Genomic DNA, 17,421 nt, shown 5'->3' on the forward strand with positions numbered 1-17,421 from the left:
ACGCACGAGGAGTCTCATGGTCGGCACACCACGCGGGCTGCGCGACACGGCGTTCGGGCTGCTGCTCGCCGCCGGGTTCGCCCTGGAGGTGACGGTCGTGCTGAGCCACCGGCCGGGCTGGCCGGTGGGGGTGGCGCTCGTTGCGATCACCGCGGCGGTGTGTGCGGCCGCACTGCTGCGGCGAAGGTTCCCCGGCAGCTCGGCGGCGACCGCGATCGTGCTGTGCGGGGCCGCCGAGCTCATCGACTGGCAGACCGGCCGGCACGGCCAGCCGGCACCGATCGCGTTTCTGGCACTGTTGGCGGTGGTCGCGTCGGCGGTGCGGTCCCTGCCCGGCGCCGTCGGTGCGGTCGCGGTCGCCGCCGGGGCGGGGTTGGTCGCCGTCGGCACGGTCGAGCGCTACGCGACCTACCTGGAGCAGGGCATCCCCAACGCGCGGACGGCCACCCTCATCGCGGTGACCGGATGGGCGTCGGCGGTCATGGTCGGTGTCTGGCTGAGGGTCGCCGACGCGCGCGGCCGGGCGACGATCGACCGGGTACGGCGCGCCGAGCGCCTGGCCCTGGCCCGTGACCTGCACGACGTCGCGGCCCACCACTTGACCGGCCTGATCATCCAGACCCAGGTCGCGAAGCTCGACGCCGAGGCCGCCCCGCCACGGATCCGCGACTCCCTGGTCGACATCGAGACAGCTGGCGCTCAGGCCCTGGATTCGCTACGTCAGGTGGTGCGGCTGTTGCGCGACGACGAGCCGATGACGCTCTCGCTGGCCGACCTCGTCGACCGCTTTCGCGCGACCGGCATCCGCGCGCGGCTCGACCTGCCCGACGGCCCCATTCCCCCTGGCTGGCCACCGGAGACCACCATCGGCGTCTACCGCATCGTGCAGGAGGCCCTGACCAACGTGGCCCAGCACGCGCGCGGCGCCCGCACCGCCGTCGTGACCCTGGCCCACGACCAGCGGACGGTGCGGCTGAGCGTTGCCGACGACGGACGTCGGCGCTCCGCTGCCGGCCGCGACGGCCACGGCCTGGTGGGGATGCGCGAACGGGCGTCCGCCCTGGGCGGTCGACTGAGCGCCGGTCCGAGCGCGTCGAAGGGCTGGACCGTCGAGGCGACCCTGCCCACCCCGGGATCGACATGACCATCCGGGTGCTCATCGCAGAGGACCAGGCCATCGTGCGGCGCGGTCTACGGCTCCTGCTGGAGAGCCAGGAGGACATCACCGTCGTCGGAGAGGCCGCCGACGGGCCGGAAGCGATCACCCTCGCCCGCGAACTCCACCCCGACGTCTGCCTGGTCGACATCCAGATGCCCCGATTGGACGGCATCGACGTGACACGCGCCCTCGTCGATCGCGGCGGGCTGCGCCCACCGCGAGTCGTGATCATCACGACCTTCGACCTTGACGAGTACGTGCACCGCGCGCTGCGTGCCGGAGCAGTGGGCTTCATCCTCAAGGACTCCGGGCCCGCCCTGCTCGCCGAGGCGGTGCGGGCGGCCCACGCCGGCGACGCGATGGTCTCCCCGTCGATCACGATGCGGCTGCTGAAGCAGTTCGGGTCGACCACATCAGGGGCGCCCCGCACGCCGTTGACCGAGCGGGAGACCGAACTCGTCAAACTTCTCGCCCGCGGTCGCACCAACCGGGAGATCGCGCAGGAACTGTTCGTCTCGCTCAGCACGGTGAAGGCACACGTGGCCAACATCCAGGACAAGCTGCGGCTGCGCAACCGCACCGAGATCGCCGCCTGGGCCTGGGAGCACCGACTGATCACCGAGACCTGACCGGCGGTCGTGCCCATGGCGGGCCCGGCCATCCTGCTTGGCACCGGACCCGCTCCGTGGTGGGTGATGGCGTGTCGGCCGCGGTCGTGGAGTCGGCCGGTCAGGAGAGCCGGACGCCGGTGCCGGTGCTGGACGCGACGAGGCCGCGTTCGGCCGAGTTGTCGCGTGCCGGACGCGATCACGCCACGGTCGATCCACCGGTCACCGCCGAAAAAGGCGGAGTTGTTGAGCCAGCTGCTGACGCTGCCGGTGAACGGATCGACGGCGAGGTAGTCGGCGCGCCCGTCACCGTTGAGGTCGGCGAACTGGACCTGTCGACCGGTGCGGCTGACCCCGATGGCGGGCTTCGCACCAAGTCTCGTCGGTATGCGGCTGCTCGCCGTAGACGACCTCAGATGCCGTTCGTCATCCGTCTCGGGTAGCAACGAGCCCTGGATCAAGCCTCGACCGCTGTGAGATCGAGGGACCATTCTTCGTCGGTCAACTCCGCGCCGAACGCGGTCACCGGCGCGGAGTTGACGATCGTGAAGCCCGCCCGTGTGTAGATCCGCCGCGCCTCGACCATCGCGCTGAAGGTCGACAGCACCATCCGGGCGTATCCGGCGCGTCGGGCGATCCGTAGGCATTCCTCGACCAGTCGCGTGCCGAATCCCGCGCGTCGATGGCTCGACCAGGAGCACGCGTAGCCGGGCGGTCTGCTCGCCGGCGCGGCCGCACATCACCGAGCCGACCGGCACACCGTCGTGTTCGGCGATCCAGAGTGCCTCGTGGGTCGGGTCGTGGCCGGCACCGAAGTCGGCGACGATCCGGGCGACCAGTGCTTCGAAGGTGGTGTCTTAGCCCTGGCTCAGCGCGTAGAGCTCGCCGTGACGGCGCACGATCCAGCCGAGGTCGCCGGGGACCGGCTGCCGCAGCACGATGAGGCCGTGGGTGGGGGCGGGGCCTGGCGAAAGGACCTCTTGGATCGCCGCCATCGCGCCGAGCAGCCGGCGACGTCCGCCGTCCGGCACCGGGTCGAGCAGGTTGCCCACGCTTACCGCCGAGCGAGCGTCGAGGTCGGCCTGCGTCGCCCGGCCCGCGTCGGTCAGCGCCACGACCTGGCGCCGGGCGTCGGTCGTGGATCGGGACCGGGTGACCAGCCGCTCCCGCTCGAACCGGCTGAGCACGCGGCTCAGGTAACCCGGGTCGAGGTCCAGGATGCGCCGTAGGTCGACCACTTCGATCGTTTCGACCTGGGCCAGTTCGAAGAGGACACGTGCCTCGGTCAGCGAGTAGGAGTCCACGACCGCCCGCGACCAGTCCAACCGTCCGGCGGCGTGAAGCTCGGCCAGGAGCAGCTCGTGCAGCCGCTGCCACACCCCGGCGGCGTTCCACTCCTCGAGGCGCCGCCAGCAGGTCATCCCTGACCCGAACCCGAGTTCCTGGGGTAGGAACTCCCACTGGATACCGGTATGCAGCACGAACAGGATCCCGCACAACACCTGCCGATCCGGCAACCGGCTCCGACCCGGACTCCGATACCGGCGCGGCTTGACCGGCAGCAACGGCTCGACCCGCCGCCACAACTCGTCCGGCACGATCCACGGCGGACGCTCACCACGTCTCACACACTGACAACGGCCGATCATGAAACCGCGCACACCCAAACACCGCAAGTCACCCCATTGTGTTAGGAACTCTTACTGTCGCCACACGCGCCGTACCCGGCCCAGCTTGACCCGCGGAAGCTGGTCGCGCACCCGAGCAACCTCGGCAACCTGACCGAGCTGCGCGACTCGATCGCCGCCAGCGGCGTTCTGCAGGCGCTGACCGTTGTCCCGAGGACGACGGCCACCGGATCGTCGCCGGCCACCGCCGGGCCGCAGCCGCCGCCGAGGCGCTCGAAGTCGGCGAGTGGCCCGAGGGGCCAGCCGCAGACCGTGCCCTGCCTCGTCCGGCCGGACATGGTGGGCATGGCTCCCGCGCAGATCGTCGCGATGCTCGTCGAGAACGACCAGCGCGTCGACCTTCCGAGAGCGAACGCGCAGCCCGGGCCTTGAGCCAGCCGGCGGGAACGGTGGACAGCAGCCCGCCGTCCAGGCGGATCAGCAGCCGCCACACCGTCGTGCCCGCCGGCAAAACGCTGGTGAAGCCGAGCCGGTCGCGGGCCTGCTCGTCCAGATCGTGCAGCCAGTCGGTGATCGCGGCGAACGACGACGCTCCGGCCAGGACCGCGCACACCGCGACCGCGAGGAGACCGGACAGCGGGTACCGCACCCCACGTGGGTTGCGGGGATCCGTGGCCGTCGCCAAGGTGTTCATCAGCCCTGTTGTCTTAGGTGTTCTGTCCAAAGAGGTTGGGGACGCGGCTGGCGGGTGGGCCGCCGAGTGCGGTGTGGTGCCGGTGATTGTTGTAGGTGTGGAGCCAGGTGGGTAGGGCCGCTCGTCGGGCGGTTTCGGATCGTAGGGCTTAGCAGCGGGGGTGGGCGCCCGGCCGGCAGCCCCGACCGGCTGCCGGCGACCTACACACGCGTACGCATGGCATCCGCTATTGCTGTCCCCGCTGCGACCAGGCCCACGGACTCCTACGCCCGCGCTCTGCGCGAGGACGAGGAAGTGCTCGCCCGGGGAAGATCAGGAACAGGCGGCCCTCACCTCGGAGTCGCACCCCTACACCGTCAGCTCGTCCGGCAAAGTCCACGTCTGGAACTGCCGCAGCCAGCCCCGCGAGCTGCGCGTGCCGCATCCCGGACGCACGCTGTAGGAGTACGTGTACGAGGGCCCCGAGTATCACGGGCTGCTCAGCCTGCGATCGAGTGGCGCCTTGAACATCGCTCAACGGGCACCCAACTGGCAATCGTTGCGACATCAGTCAGGCAAATAGTGCCGATAGCCGTGAGTCGTCGGCTCTACTGGCCCGGCAGCCGGCGGGCCGAATGCCGCTGATCCCACGCAAACAAGATTAAACGCCCAGTGAGACCCCGTCCCGGCAAGGACTGACCGTTTACGTGGTGCCTCATTGGATGCCGTCGGTCCGAAGTACCGGCTGTCGTCAGGGTGCCAGTTCGGACGACAGCCGGGACTTTCTCCACCGCGACAGGATCTCGTCGTCGGAGATGCTCGTGGCTCTCTCCCATAGGCGGTAGGCGTCGGCGACCTCACCGGCAGCTTGCAGAGTTTGTCCGACGTCGATCAAACACATGGCCGCATTGTGAACCTGACCCTCCCGCAGGTGGGCCTCGACGTAGTACATGCCCAGGCTGACTGCGGCGGCGAAGTGGCCACGTTGGGAGAGGATCCGGCTGATGGTGGTCATGGCCCTATCCTCGTGACGCACGTCGCCGCGCTCACGCCCTTTACGTGCGGCCACCATCGCGGTGGCCCAACTTCGCTCGAGGTCTCCGGTGATCAGGTGGTGTTCGGCGATCATGGTCAGCACGTTGGTCTCGTGCTCCAGCATCCCCTTGTCCACAAAGACGTCGAGAGCCTCGTGCAACAGGGCGATGGCGGTGTTGTGGTCGCCCTGGGTCTGCGCGACCCAGCCGAGGTTCATCAGCACCTCTGCCCGTCCGATCGCGTCGTCGGACTGCTGAAACAGGTCCGCTGCGATCTCAAGGTGATGAGACCGGCCCTCGTCGTCACCGAGGAAGTGCCGTGCGCCGGCCAGGCTGCGATGGCTCTGCGCCAACCCGGTGATGTCACTGGCTCGGGTGGCGGCCTCGACGGCCATGCCTGCCGTGATCGACCAGTCCCGCCACAGACCGCTCTGCTGATATACGTCCTTGGCGAGCAGTGCAAGCTTCCAGCACGTCCTCACATCGGCGCGCTGGCCCGCGTACGCGATGATTTCCCGGATAGTGACGTGTTCATCCGCGAACCAGGCCGATGCGTCGAAACGATCGGTGAGTTCTTCGGGAGTCACACCGGCGTGGGGAGGGCCCACCTCCACCTCCGCGAAGCCGGGACGGAAGCGCCTGACAGCAGCGTAGGTGGTGTGCAGGTAGTGGTCCTCGATACGTAGCCGGGCCTCGTCCTGCTCGCCCGGTGTGAGGTGGGTGTCTCCCAGTTCGGCGGCGAAGGCGCGGACCAGGTCGTGCAACCGGTATCTGTTCGGGCGATATCGGTTGAGCAGACGGGTACGTACCAACGCGCCGAGGTGGGAGCGGGCCTCCGCCCGGGGGATGCCGGCGAGGCTCGCGGCCACCTCGGCGGTGATGTCGGCGCCGGGATGCAGTGGCAGGAGACGGAGCATCCGTGCGGCTCCGGCATTCAACAGGCGGTACGACCAGGTGAACACATCTCGTACGTCGTGGTCGAGCCCGTCGTCGCTGAACGCGTCCAGGCGCTGGCCGCCGGACCACAGGTCGGTGGCAATGTCGCGGAGTGACTGGTCGTCGAGCGCGGCGACGCGAGCGGCTACGACAGCGAGCGCCAGCGGAAGGCGACCGCACCGCTGGATGATGTGATCGAGAGCTTCCGGCTCGGCGGACGCGCGTACCGGGCCGACCCGCTCGGTGAAGCAGTCCCGCGCCTCCTGCTCGGAGAGCACGTCGAGGCTCCGGAGATTGGCGCCGAAGGACGTGGCGAGTCCGCCGAGTCGGCTCCGGCTGGTCACCAGGACGGCATTGAGCGCCGTTCCGGGCAGTAGCGGCCGCACCTGTTCGACGTCGCGCGCGTTGTCCAGCACGATGAGTAGTCGCCGGCTGGCGACCGCGCTGCGAAACAGGGCTGCTCGACCATCGAGCGACGCGGGGATGCCTTCCGGACTGACACCGAGGGCGCTGAGGAAGTTCTGCAGGATGTCAGCCGGTTCCGCAATGCGGCCGACGGGGTCGAAACCCCGCAGGTCGGCGTAGAGCTGCCCCTCGGGGAACCGGGCCGCCAGCCGGTGTGCCAGGTGGATGGCGAGAGTGGTCTTGCCGACCCCGGGCATGCCGTCGAAGGCCAAAATCGGTACGGCCGAGTGGTTGCCGCTGAGCAGGGTGAGCCCTTCGTCGATCAGGTCGGCGCGGCCCACGAAGACGGGCAGGTCGGATGGGAGTTGTGCGGGCTGGACAGCCACGGCGGCCCGCGGTGCCTCGGCCGGCAGCTCGTTCACCGCAGCGGGTTCACGGCCCTGGTTGAGGATGCCCAGGTAGGCCGTCTGGAGTGTGGGGCCGGGGTCAACGCCGAGTTCGTCAGCCAGCTGCGTACGGATGTGGCCGTAGCGGGAGATGGCTTCGCTGTGGTTGCCGCTGGCGGCGAGCAGCAGCAGGAGTTGGGCCTGGAGCGCCTCGTCCAGAGGGTTGCGAACGGCGGCATCCTCGATGAAGGGCAGGATGAGCGTGGCCTCACCCAGGCGCAGGGCGGCGGTTGCAGCGTCGCGTACCGCTGTTATGTGTTCGCGTTCGATGGCAACGAAATCGGGGTGCGAGGCGACGGCGGGCCCGAGGCCGGCGGCGCAGCGCCCATGCCACAGGCTCAGGGCGGCAACAAACTGCTTCAGGGCCACCATGTCCTCGCCGGTTTCGGCGAGCCTGCGGGCCTCGGTGGTCCACCTGCGGAAGGCGACGAGATCGCTGTCACTGCCGGCGGACACGAGGCGGTATCCGCCGACGTCACGCAACAGCCACCGGCCGCCGGAGCGTGCGGGTAGGTCGGGTTCGAGGACGCGACGCAGCATGCCAACATAGCGGTGGACCATGTTGACGGCGGTCGGGGGTGGTTCGTCGCGCCAGAGCAGGTCGACGAGCTCGGGGACTTCCGCCAGGCCGCCGGTGCGGGCCAGCAGTAGCGCCAAAATCAGTCGCGGGTGCTTGGCGCCCAGAGACAACTCGGTTGAGCCGCGCCAGGCACGCACGGGACCCAGGAGGGCGAATCGGAGATCGTTGCTGTTTTCACCCGTCATGGTTACCCCCTCCCGTCCAACCGTCCACGCCCACGACGCCGAGCAAAGATAGCGCGCATGCCGCTGACAGCTCGTCTCGGTTGTGTAGGTGGAACCCCGAGAGATGACGGGCGACACGCTCGGAAATAGCCCGCGCGGCGATGGGGTTTTCGGCTGTCGAGCAATGGTCGAAGAACGCGGCAACGGAGAGTTACGCGGCCTCCGCCGACCGCGGAATGGTCGAGGACGTCGAGGTGGCGGGTGGCACCGCAGCGGCCATCTGGGCGGACACGGCCTCGACGGCCGAGGGCCAGGCGCTGGTGCGGGACGCGCACGACAATTCCGCCGGCTCGCAACGTTGCTGATCTCCGTCGGACAGCATCAGCTCACCGAGTCCGGTGGCGAGGTCGGGAAGGTAATGCCGCATGGCAGGCGCACCGGCCAGGGGGTCGACCCACGTCTGGGCCATGGCCAACAAGGTGAGAGCCGGGATCTCCCGGGGAGCCAAGCACGACGGCCCCAGCTGCCGGCGACCGCCGGGTGGTCGGCCCTGTCAGCCTGCGGCGAGGCGACTGCCGACCGGAGAGTCCGTCGCAGGTCACGCAATGCCGCGTCCGGGATTCCGAACGTCCAGGCGACGGAGGCAGGCCTGCTCGGTCTGGGTCGGGTACTTCGCCTCGGGTGCCAGGTCGCAGTCCGGGAACACCACAGCGGCATTCACGCCGAGGGCGTGTTCACGGACCAACCGGTCGTGGGTCTGCGGGCCACCGAAGACCCTGCCGAGGCCGTGCATGTACAGGACGACGGGCAGCGGGCCCTCGGAGTTCGGGGGACGGACGATCCGCACCCGCACCTTGCCGGTCGGCCCGCCCTCGATCTCGAGGTCGGTGATGTCGACCTTCGGCAGGTTCAACGGCGGGCTCCGACTGCACCCCGTCGATAAGTTTGCGCTCCTTCCTCAGGCGTGAGCTGGTAAGGGGTAGGGAGGCTCCGCGTTGGCGTCGGCGAAGGCCTGCGCCGGTCCTTCGAGCACGGGCTTCACAGGTTCCGTCATTCTTGTTCTCCTCTGCTGTTTACCGCAGACACGGCACTTTGATGGTTGCCAGCAAGAATGACCGGCGCATCCGACAGATGACTGCGACGACAGTGACCAGCCCGACCCCCGACGAATGGAATACGCCACAGACGGGGCCGCTTTTGGCGATCAGTCGCTGTTCAGTCGGCAGTCACCGCTTCGGCGTAGTGTGCAGAAGGGAAACTGCTGGCGGAAGGAATCGCACAATGGCAAGCGTCATCCGCGTTCACGAGTACGGAGGGCCGTCAGCGCTCCGCGTCGAGAGCGCGACGGTCGGAGCGCCGGGCCCGGATGAGGTTCTGCTCCGCCAGGAGGCCGTCGGCGTGAACTACTTTGACACGATGGTCCGGGCAGGCGAGACAGGGACGCCGCTACCGCTCGTGCCGGGCGTGGAGGGTGCCGGCGTCGTCGAGGCGGTCGGCCCGGGCGTGACCGGTGTCGAGGTGGGTGACCGCTTCGGCTACTTCTTCTCGCCGGGCGCCTACGCGACCGAACGACTGATCTCGGTGTCGTCGCTGATCCGCCTTCCGGCCGACATCACGAGCGAACGCGCCGCGACGTTGCTGGCGAAGGGCTTCACGGCCTGGATGGGGCTGCGGGCGCTGCACCGCCTCAATCGGGGCGAGGTCGTCCTGGTCCAGGGGGCTTCCGGCAGCGTCGGCGCGATACTGTCGCGCTGGGCCGGAGCCCTCGGCGCGACCGTCGTCGGCGTCGCCGGATCCAGGGACAAACTGGCCAAGGTTCAGGCCGGCGCGGATCATGCGCTGTGGTCCGGTGACCCGGCGTTCCGGGACGAGCTGCGTGCCATCGCCCCGGACGGCGTCGACGTCGCCTACGACCTCGTGGGCGAAGCGACGTTCGACGCCGTGGCCGACGGCGTGCGCGACGGGGGCAGCATCATCACCATCGGGGCCGTCACCGGCCCGCCACACCTGTCGGACTCGTTGCGACGACGCGGTGTGCGGATCATGGGCGGCGGCACCCCGCAATACGTCAACGCCGTCACGATAGGGACGGCGTCGTCCGAACTGTTCCAGATGATCCGGGACGACGTCGTCGACGATCTCGAGACAGCCCGCTACCCGTTCGCCGAGGTGGCCCGGGCCCACACCGACATGGCGGCGCGGCGGCTGAATGGACTTCCGGTCCTCACCATCGGGTGAACCGGGGTAGGGCAGGGTGCTGAGGGACGAGCGCCCGTCGTTCAGGCGGCGGCGTCCCTCAGGGAGGTCTCCAGGTCCTGGACCCCGGGGTGCAGGCGGCGGGTCAGGACGAAGTCCGCCTGGTACGCGGGCAGGTGGGAGAACCACGCGAACATCGCGCGTCTGTCGTCGGGGCACGCGGCGGGGCGTCGCGGTGCGCGGTACGAAGGGCTTAACCTGCGGCGCCGCGCGGCGGCGGGCGTTTTCGCCGCCGTCCTCATCGCGACTGGCGTTGCCGTGGTTCCCTCCGAGGTTGCTCAGGAACGGACGAGCCCCGCGGCGGTGGTGCTCGTGCGTGAGGGAAAGATGGTCACTCGCGCCTGGGGCACCAAGGTGCCCGTGGCCCTCTCGGGCCTCCAGCCGGGGCCGGCTAGCGGTCGTGAGCGTCACGAGCAACACCGTCGGGATCGTAGACACGACCACCAACAAGGTCGTCAACCACACCGATGTCGGCCGCGCCGCCCACGAAGGTAGCTTCATCAGCGACGGCAAGCAGTTCTGGGTAGCGGACCGGGGCCGCGACACGGTCACAATCGTTGACACGGTGCGCGGCGGGGTCATCGCCGAGGTGCATGGGGGCCAGATTCCATCGAAGGTGGTGATGAGCCCGGACGGCAGGCGTGCGTACGTCAACCACATCACCCTTCCCGAGATCACCGTCATCGACGTGGCCTCCCGCCGGGTAGTCGACCACATCGCCGGCCTCAATGATGTCTTCTCCTCCGACGAGGCGATCTCGCCCGATGGCAAGGAACTGTGGACGGCACACAAGCGTGCCGGCAAGGTGGGGCTCCTGCGATCAGGCTGCATCGGCGACCGGCGGGTGCCTCGAAAGGTGCAGGAACAATACTTCATCCGCCTCACTGAGCTGTTGCTCGACGCGCATTTGTTGCCTGTAATTGGCGGGTATCCGCTGGTCGAATCGTTATTTGCCGATCGCGGGAAGCTGCGGAATAAGTAAAAATTCAGTAGTTAATCAGCACCCCCTTGCTAACGTGTCAAAGTGGAGTGGGCTGTCGCTGAGACTGTGTCCGGGGTCATGTACGTTCGGTGCTTTCGGTCGGTGTCTGGCCCGGCCGGCTGTGGCCGCACGGCTGCGCGAGGTGTCGCGTGATCCAATTCGAACTCATGGGACCGTTGCGCGTGCTCCGCGACGGTGCCGAGGTCGATGTCGGGCCCCGGCAGCGTCAGCTCATCTTGGCGATGCTCATGGCGCGAGCCGGACAGCCTTCCGTGCTGGCCGAAATAGAAAGCCTGCTGTGGCCGGGCGATGCGCCCAGCACCGCAGCCAACGTGGTGCAGCACCACATCAGTCGCCTGCGGCGCGTTCTGGAGCCGGGGCTGTCCGCCCGCGAGCCGGGACGATGGATTGCGCGTACGACCGGCGGCTACCGGCTGGCCGTGACCGCCGCGGACCTTGACCTGCTCAAGATCAGGGAGCTGCGTGCTCGGGGCCTGGACGCAATGCGAACGGGTCGCAACGGCGACGCCGTGGATGCATACAAGCATGCCAGGTCGATCTGGAAGGGGCCGTGTGCCTCCGGCCTCGAGCCGTATGGGCCCGGTGCATTGCTGTTCGCCGCCATCGACAGCGAAATGACCGAGATGGTTAGCGAGTTCTCCGCGTTCGCGCTGGGGATCGGTGCGGCCGCGATCGCCGAGCCAGTTCTCCGGCAGTCCACCCAACGCCACCCACTCGACGAATCGTTGCGCGCTCAGCTGCTTCTCGTGCTGGCCGCCACGGGCAAGCAGGCCGAGGCCCTCGCTTCCTACCACGAGCTACGCCAACGGTTGCGAGAGGAGCTCGGCATCGACCCCGGCCCGAGGTTGCAGCGGGCTTTCGAGAATGTCCTGCATCAGAAGGTGCAGACCTCCACCCCTGAGAAAGAGCTCACCGCTGCGGCGGATACGCCCGACGCTGTGTTGGAGACGCCGTCGCAAGAATCGGGAGCTGGAGCGAAGCGTGCCATGTCGCCGACAGCACCCCGGCCGGCCCAGCTGCCACCGGCTTTGCCTCAATTCACCGGCCGTCAGGACGAGATGGCCCACCTTGTCGGTCAGCTGATTCGGAACAGCACTGGCGTGCCGCGATCACCCATTGTCTGCCTCGATGGAATGCCCGGGTGCGGCAAGACGGCCCTCGCGGTGAATCTGGCCCACACTGTCGCGGCCAGCTACCCGGACGGTCAGCTCTACGCCGACCTGCAGGGCTTTGGGCCAGCCCGGGCTCCGATCGATCCTGCTGATGTGCTGCGTGGCTTCTTGTACGCACTGGGATTCGACGGACGGGACCTGCCGGAAAGGCTGACTGACCTGTCGGCCCTGTTCCGTTCCGCTCTGGCCGGAAAAAGCGTCCTGATCCTTTTGGATAATGCCCGGGACAGCGATCAGGTCAGCGATCTGCTGCCCGGGACGCCGCAATCGGCCGTCATCGTCACCGGCCGGACGCGGCTGCTGCACCTGAGCGCGACCAGAGGTACGGCGCTGACAACATTGTCGCTTCCCTCGAACGCCGAATCGCACGACATGCTGGCCGCAATGCTCGGTCATCAGCTCGGCTCGGATCGCATCGACAACGAGCCGAAGGCTCTGGAAGAGATCATCGATCTGTGCGGCCGGCTGCCCGCGGCCATGGCGATCATCGGTGCCCGGGCGGCGAGCCACCCGTTCTTCGCTCTCGCTGACATCGCCGCAGATCTGCGTACAGCCCCGCACATCCTCGACGGCTTCCAGCCCGATGGACAGCGCGGTGGGCTGCGGGCACTGTTCGCGTGGTCGTACCAGCTGGTTGACATCGAAAGCGCCCGGCTGTTCCGTCTTCTTCCCGAACACCCAGGACGCGAATTCACAGCGCCGTCCGCTGCCAGCCTTACCGGCGTCGCGCCCCGTGCTGCCCGTGAACTGCTCACCGACCTGACCCGTGCCGGCCTGCTCATGGAGCCACGTCCGGGACGCTACTCCTGGCACTCATTATTGGCTGCTTACGCCGCGGAGCTGAACGAGACAGAGCTCGAGACCGACCGCGGCAGCGCGCGACGACGTATCCAGAGTCACTTCTATTTGGCGGCGCTGCGAGCCCTCCAGATGATCAGGGGTGTGTCCGGGCCCGGCGCGCAGCCGCATGTCAAGGGCGTCGCGCTGGAGGAATTCGCGACACCGCAAGCTGCCGCGGCCTGGCTCAAAGCCGAGCAGCTCACCCTGGGTGAGTTGCTCGGACTGGCCAGGCGTGATGGCGACGCCGATCTCGCGGACGGACTCGCCGAGATACTGTCGGCGCCGCCTGTTCCCAATCTCGGGGCAAACCCCGATGCTGCTTCATGACATCCGGGCGCGCATAGTGGCGCTGTGCGGTCGCGGCTGCTCCCGAGAGTTGCGCCGACCCTCGCCCCTGACAAGGTTGACGGCCGCCAGAACGCGGACGTGAACAGGCCGGACCAAGGAATTGTTACCTGCGATCTGGGGCACGTCCCTCGTATAGATCGAAGTAGACGTCGTCTAGCTCTGCGTGATGCGCGCCCAGGCCGGCCGGGTCGACAATGTCATGGCCAATGTTCCAAGACTCAGGGAGCTTGTAGCGATACAGGTTGATGCCATTGGCTGCCGCGAGCTGCCCGGTAAAGTCGTTAGCGCGTTGACGAGCGAGGTAACTGTCGTTGGTCGAGGTGACCAGGCCGACGGAAGCGATTGGTGATGATGAGCACCTGGCGCCGGAGTCGGACATCTCCCGGCCGATCGGCTTGAACGCCCGTGGATCGCCCTCGGGTTCCTGATCTCCACCGGAACGCAGGCTTCGCCGAAGGTCCGCTTGAAGCATCTGGGTCGAACGCGCTCCATCGCCGCGAAGTGGTTTGGCGGGCATGACTCATAGGAAATGTTCCTTGATCGCACGGTCGACATGGCATCGGCACCGATGGCTGGGCTGGTCGAACGCTCACACGTTCGCGGCGACGGTTCTTCGGCCGGAAAATTCGGCCGTCAGCAGGCGATCAGTGTAAATTCAGTCGGTAGGACGAGGCTTGTGCTGATGTTTGAGGCGACGCAAGGAGACAAGCCATGCCACTGTCCGGATCCTACGAACCGAGCACCTCGGATTGGGCTAGGCGCCAGGTCGAGCTGTACGAGGCGTCAGGCGGCCGAGAGGGCGCGGAGTTGCAGGGAAAGCCGATCATCGTGTTGACGTCGGTCGGCGCACGGACGGGCAAGCTGCGGAAGACCCCGCTGATGCGGGTCGAGCACGACGGTCAGTACGCCGTGGTCGGCTCGTTGGGTGGCGCGGAGAAGAATCCCGTCTGGGTCTCCAACGTTCGCGCCAATCCGCAGGTCGAGCTTCAGGACGGCGTTGACAAGCACCTCTATCAGGCTCGCGAGGTGTCGGACGACGAGCGTGAGCTCTGGTGGAAGCGTGCCGTAGAGGCCTGGCCCGACTACGCCGAGTATGTGAAGCGGACCTCGAGGCTGATTCCTGTGTTCGTGCTGACGCGTACGAACGGCGCGTGACCGTGGCTCTGGCTCCGCCCTGAACCGCCTGAATATCCGCGTACAGATCTTGAATAGTCAGGTTGAGTCGTCGAGGGTCAGGCCGGTGTGGGTCAGGAAGCCGTCGAGCAGGTCGCGGCGGTTGCCGATGCTGCGGTTGAGGTGTGACCACATCTGCTCGGTGGGGTTGAGGCCGGGGACGTAGGCGGGCAGGCGGATCACGTGTAGCCAGCCTCGGGCGGTGATCATCTGACGCATGACGGCGCTGATGTGGGTATTGAGGTTGTCTGAGACGAGGACTATCGGCCCGCGCAGTTACTGGTGGGCGGCGTCGAGCCGGCTGATGTAGTCCCGTTCGCCGAAGCTGCGCCGTCCGTTCTTGCGGCCGCGACAGGTGATCGTGCGGTAGATCAGCCGGGGACGTTGGCCGGGTTTGTGGCAGGCCAGTCCGGCGATCGAGACCCGCCCGGATCCCTTGCCCGACAACCGGATCTGTGGGGTCTGGCTCCGTCGGCCCCAGGTGCGGGCCTTCGGCGGGCGCTGCGTCTGACCGGCCTCGTCCTCGAAGCAGACCCACGCGTCGCGCTGCGCCCCTAGCGTTTTCCCGCCGGCCACACTCCCGCCGCCACGTCCCGACCGCGGCCTCGTCGCTTTGCACCGACCGGGGCGCGGGAACCTGCACCGACCAGCCGATGCGGTGCAGCAGGTACGACGTGCCGCGCAGGGTGTAGCGAGTGCGGAACATGCGGGCGGTCAGGTCCGACCCCCGGGCAAGGGTCCAGCGTTGATCGTCGCCGAAGCCGTACGCGGCCGGCCCGTCGTCCAGGGCGTCGGCCAGCCGCCGCAGCCAGGGCCATCCAGCCGGCACCGACTGCCACCGGGCCCCTTCGAGGCGGCCCGAGCGCGCCGGTTCAACCGGAAATTCGACCGGATTCGGCGGGTCGTGACCAGAGCAGCAATGCCTGGTCGACCGTGCGGTCCAGGTGAGCCCGTCCGGCTCCGCTGCCGGCTTGGACGGAGAGGCCGTGGTTGAGGGTCACCAGGTAACTCGCGAGGGCCGCCGGGTCGGCGGCGGCGGGTAGGTCGCCCTCCTCGGCGGCACGACGGAAACGCTGCTCGAGCAGGGCGATGCCGGCCAGTCGCTTCTCGGCCAGCTCGACCTGCACCGGCCCGGACTCTGCGCTGCAGGTCAGGCCGGCCTGCAGCGTCATGCAGCCCGGCGGCAGATCCGGTGATGTGTAGCTCAGCACGGCCAGGCGCAGGTAGGTCTCCGCGACCTCGTACGCCGTCGGTTGCTTCAGCGCTTGGTCGATGAACGCGCCCGGGCCGGATAGATAGCGTTTCAGGGCCGCGTTGAACAGCCCCTCCTTGCTTCCGTACGCCGCGTAAACGCTGCGCCGGTTGATCCCCATGGCGGCGGTCAGCTCGGATATCGACGTGCCGTCATAGCCGTGCTCCCAGAACAGTCGCATCGCGACGTCGAGCACCCTGTCCTCGTCGTAGCCCCGGGGTCGTCCGCGCTGCGCCATGTCAACCTCCCTCCGTAATGCTAACCGATCGGTTCGTATGTGACCAGGATCAAGAAATAGTAACCGATCGGTTCGGTTACATTGTGTGTTGTTCGAAGCGGGACGCCACGCACCGGCGTTGCTTCCGCCCCATCGCCAGACACGCCTAGCGGATGCCCACCAAGGGAGTTCTTGTGCACGACAAAGCTTCGGCGCCGGCGTCGTGGGTGGCCGTCGCCTCCATCGGCATCGGCGCCTTCGCGCTGGTCACCACCGAGTTTCTGCCGATCGGGCTGCTGCCGATGATCGCCGACGACATCGGCGTCAGCGAAGGCGCGGCCGGGCTCATGGTTACCGTTCCCGGTCTGGTCGCAGCGTGTGCGGCGCCGGGAGTCATCGCCCTCACGCGAGGCATCGACAGACGCGTTGTGCTGAGCGCACTGCTCGGTCTGCTCGCCCTGTCGAACATCCTCGTCGCCACCGCGACGACCACTCCGATGCTGCTGCTGGGCCGTGTCCTGCTGGGTATCGGGGTGGGTGGGTTCTGGACTGTCGGAGGTTCGCTGGGACCCCGACTGCGGCCCGGTCCCGAGGGCGTCCGCGCCACGTCGATCATCTTCTCGGGCGTGTCCTTCGGCACCGTCGCCGGTCTGCCGGCCGGATCCCTCCTGGGTAACGCCTTAGGCTGGCGTTCGGCGTTCTTCGCCTCCGCGGCCCTGGCCGTCCTGGTCGTCGGCGCCCTGCTCGTTCTGGTTCCCTCGATGCCGCCCGAGCCGGGTTCCGGGATCCGGGAGATGCCCGCGATCCTGCGACTGCCTCTCGTCCGGGCCGGCCTGATCGCCACCGTCTTGATCTTCGCGGGGCACTTCGCGGCGTATACCTACATCACGCCGTTCCTGAACGACTTCCCGCACATCGACGGGACACCGCTCAGCGCGGTACTGCTGGCCTTCGGGATCGCCGGTTTCGTCGGCAACATGGCTGGCGGCTGGGGCTCCCGCAAGGCCGTACGCACGGTGACGGCCAGCGCGGCAGGGCTGCTCGGCCTGTCGGTGGCGGTGCTGCTGATCACCGGGAGTCACCCGGTACCGGCGATCATCGCCGTCGTGGCCTGGGGCTTCGCCTTCGGCATCATTCCGATCGCCATGCAGACGTTCCTGTTCTCGGCCGCACCGGACAAGCTCGAGAGCGCAGCCGCGGCGTTCGTCTCCATCGCACAGTTGTCGATCGGGGCCGGTGCCTTCGCGGGAGGGCTCGTCGTCGACAACACCGGCCTGCGAAGCGCGTTGTGGCTCGGTGCGGTCCTCGCCCTGGTCAGCGCTGTCGCCCTGGTAGGACTCGGCCGGCCGCGCGCGGCCCGGCCGGAGGTCTCAGCCCCTGCCCCAGCCGTGGCCAGTGAGACAGCCTGACGTCCGAAACGGCGGCAGCCCCCGGGGGAGCTGCCCCCGTTCTGCCTGCTGGATGTCGGGCTGTCTCATGGAACGCGCCCGGACCGTCGACGTAGAGGGCCAAGGCGACCGCGAACAG

General features: G+C 68.1%; 18 protein-coding genes and 2 pseudogenes. 9 read left to right on the plus strand and 11 right to left on the minus strand.

Features of this window, described 5'->3' with window-relative positions; translation table 11 throughout:
- The first annotated feature begins 16 nt into the window (after positions 1-16).
- The 3 genes from ACQPWW_RS13120 to ACQPWW_RS13130 all read left to right on the plus strand — a co-directional run bounded on the left by ACQPWW_RS13120 (position 17) and on the right by ACQPWW_RS13130 (position 2,210).
- Positions 17-1,144, plus strand: a complete 1,128-nt coding sequence (locus ACQPWW_RS13120) for a sensor histidine kinase (RefSeq protein WP_433132448.1) — start codon at positions 17-19, stop codon at positions 1,142-1,144.
- The gene (locus ACQPWW_RS13125) at positions 1,141-1,788 is read left to right on the plus strand and encodes a response regulator (RefSeq protein ID WP_433132450.1); all 648 of its coding nucleotides are present in this window, start codon (positions 1,141-1,143) and stop codon (positions 1,786-1,788) included. The genes ACQPWW_RS13120 and ACQPWW_RS13125 overlap by 4 nt, the downstream gene beginning before the upstream one ends.
- A 71-nt stretch (positions 1,789-1,859) precedes the next feature.
- Positions 1,860-2,210 (plus strand): hypothetical protein, encoded by a 351-nt coding sequence (locus tag ACQPWW_RS13130; RefSeq protein WP_433132452.1) that lies wholly within the window; start codon positions 1,860-1,862, stop codon positions 2,208-2,210.
- Between the two features lie 14 nt (positions 2,211-2,224).
- On the opposite strand, the gene ACQPWW_RS13135 is transcribed toward ACQPWW_RS13130, so the two are convergent.
- The 5 genes and pseudogenes from ACQPWW_RS13135 to ACQPWW_RS13155 all read right to left on the minus strand — a co-directional run bounded on the left by ACQPWW_RS13135 (position 2,225) and on the right by ACQPWW_RS13155 (position 7,654).
- Positions 2,225-2,425, minus strand: a complete 201-nt coding sequence (locus ACQPWW_RS13135) for a hypothetical protein (RefSeq protein WP_433134333.1) — start codon at positions 2,423-2,425, stop codon at positions 2,225-2,227.
- A gap of 199 nt (positions 2,426-2,624) precedes the next feature.
- A complete protein-coding gene (locus tag ACQPWW_RS13140; RefSeq protein ID WP_433134335.1) occupies positions 2,625-3,071 on the minus strand; it encodes a MarR family winged helix-turn-helix transcriptional regulator in 447 nt (148 codons plus the stop codon).
- Positions 3,066-3,416 (minus strand): annotated as a pseudogene (locus tag ACQPWW_RS13145) (transposase); the annotation flags it as partial. The gene ACQPWW_RS13140 and the pseudogene ACQPWW_RS13145, both read right to left, overlap by 6 nt.
- A 28-nt stretch (positions 3,417-3,444) precedes the next feature.
- Positions 3,445-4,089, minus strand: a complete 645-nt coding sequence (locus tag ACQPWW_RS13150) for a transposase family protein (RefSeq protein ID WP_433132454.1) — start codon at positions 4,087-4,089, stop codon at positions 3,445-3,447.
- Positions 4,090-4,819: 730 nt separating this feature from the next.
- On the minus strand, positions 4,820-7,654 hold the full coding sequence (locus ACQPWW_RS13155) for an AfsR/SARP family transcriptional regulator (protein ID WP_433132456.1): 2,835 nt from the start codon (positions 7,652-7,654) through the stop codon (positions 4,820-4,822).
- Between the two features lie 140 nt (positions 7,655-7,794).
- Between ACQPWW_RS13155 and ACQPWW_RS13160 the strand changes: the two genes are divergently transcribed.
- Positions 7,795-7,998, plus strand: coding sequence for a hypothetical protein (locus tag ACQPWW_RS13160; protein WP_433132458.1), 204 nt, complete (start codon positions 7,795-7,797; stop codon positions 7,996-7,998).
- Between the two features lie 233 nt (positions 7,999-8,231).
- Here the strand turns inward: ACQPWW_RS13160 and ACQPWW_RS13165 are convergent, their stop codons facing one another.
- Positions 8,232-8,546: an alpha/beta hydrolase gene (locus tag ACQPWW_RS13165; protein WP_433132460.1), complete on the minus strand. Its 315-nt coding sequence runs from the start codon at positions 8,544-8,546 to the stop codon at positions 8,232-8,234.
- A gap of 368 nt (positions 8,547-8,914) precedes the next feature.
- On the opposite strand from ACQPWW_RS13165, the gene ACQPWW_RS13170 reads away from it, so the two are divergent.
- The 3 genes from ACQPWW_RS13170 (at position 8,915) to ACQPWW_RS13180 (ending at position 13,231) form a co-directional block, all read left to right on the plus strand.
- Complete coding sequence (locus ACQPWW_RS13170) at positions 8,915-9,871, plus strand: alcohol dehydrogenase catalytic domain-containing protein (RefSeq protein ID WP_433132462.1); 957 nt, start codon at positions 8,915-8,917, stop codon at positions 9,869-9,871.
- A 418-nt stretch (positions 9,872-10,289) separates the two neighbouring features.
- Positions 10,290-10,871 (plus strand): YncE family protein, encoded by a 582-nt coding sequence (locus tag ACQPWW_RS13175; protein WP_433132464.1) that lies wholly within the window; start codon positions 10,290-10,292, stop codon positions 10,869-10,871.
- 149 nt (positions 10,872-11,020) lie between these two features.
- On the plus strand, positions 11,021-13,231 hold the full coding sequence (locus tag ACQPWW_RS13180; RefSeq protein ID WP_433132466.1) for a BTAD domain-containing putative transcriptional regulator: 2,211 nt from the start codon (positions 11,021-11,023) through the stop codon (positions 13,229-13,231).
- 124 nt (positions 13,232-13,355) lie between these two features.
- Here the strand turns inward: ACQPWW_RS13180 and ACQPWW_RS13185 are convergent, their stop codons facing one another.
- Complete coding sequence (locus ACQPWW_RS13185; RefSeq protein WP_433132468.1) at positions 13,356-13,769, minus strand: hypothetical protein; 414 nt, start codon at positions 13,767-13,769, stop codon at positions 13,356-13,358.
- A 194-nt stretch (positions 13,770-13,963) separates the two neighbouring features.
- Here ACQPWW_RS13185 and ACQPWW_RS13190 point away from each other — a divergent pair, with 194 nt between their 5' ends.
- Positions 13,964-14,407, plus strand: a complete 444-nt coding sequence (locus tag ACQPWW_RS13190; protein WP_433132470.1) for a nitroreductase family deazaflavin-dependent oxidoreductase — start codon at positions 13,964-13,966, stop codon at positions 14,405-14,407.
- Positions 14,408-14,464: 57 nt separating this feature from the next.
- On the opposite strand, the gene ACQPWW_RS13195 is transcribed toward ACQPWW_RS13190, so the two are convergent.
- From ACQPWW_RS13195 to ACQPWW_RS13210, 4 genes and pseudogenes are all read right to left on the minus strand, one after another.
- Positions 14,465-14,644 carry a hypothetical protein gene (locus ACQPWW_RS13195; RefSeq protein WP_433132472.1) on the minus strand — a complete coding sequence of 60 codons (180 nt, stop codon included), beginning with the start codon at positions 14,642-14,644 and terminating at the stop codon, positions 14,465-14,467.
- Positions 14,645-14,701: 57 nt separating this feature from the next.
- Positions 14,702-15,001 carry a hypothetical protein gene (locus tag ACQPWW_RS13200; RefSeq protein WP_433132474.1) on the minus strand — a complete coding sequence of 100 codons (300 nt, stop codon included), beginning with the start codon at positions 14,999-15,001 and terminating at the stop codon, positions 14,702-14,704.
- 61 nt (positions 15,002-15,062) lie between these two features.
- Positions 15,063-15,131, minus strand: a pseudogene (locus tag ACQPWW_RS13205) (hypothetical protein); the annotation flags it as partial.
- A gap of 166 nt (positions 15,132-15,297) precedes the next feature.
- Positions 15,298-15,873: a TetR/AcrR family transcriptional regulator gene (locus ACQPWW_RS13210; protein WP_433132476.1), complete on the minus strand. Its 576-nt coding sequence runs from the start codon at positions 15,871-15,873 to the stop codon at positions 15,298-15,300.
- Positions 15,874-16,088: 215 nt separating this feature from the next.
- Between ACQPWW_RS13210 and ACQPWW_RS13215 the strand changes: the two genes are divergently transcribed.
- Entirely contained in the window at positions 16,089-17,303 is a 1,215-nt protein-coding gene (locus ACQPWW_RS13215; protein ID WP_433132478.1) for an MFS transporter, read from the plus strand.
- Positions 17,304-17,421: the final 118 nt, after the last annotated feature.

Origin of the sequence: Micromonospora sp. CA-240977, from assembly GCF_050942285.1 — a bacterium.
GTDB lineage: Bacteria > Actinomycetota > Actinomycetes > Mycobacteriales > Micromonosporaceae > Micromonospora.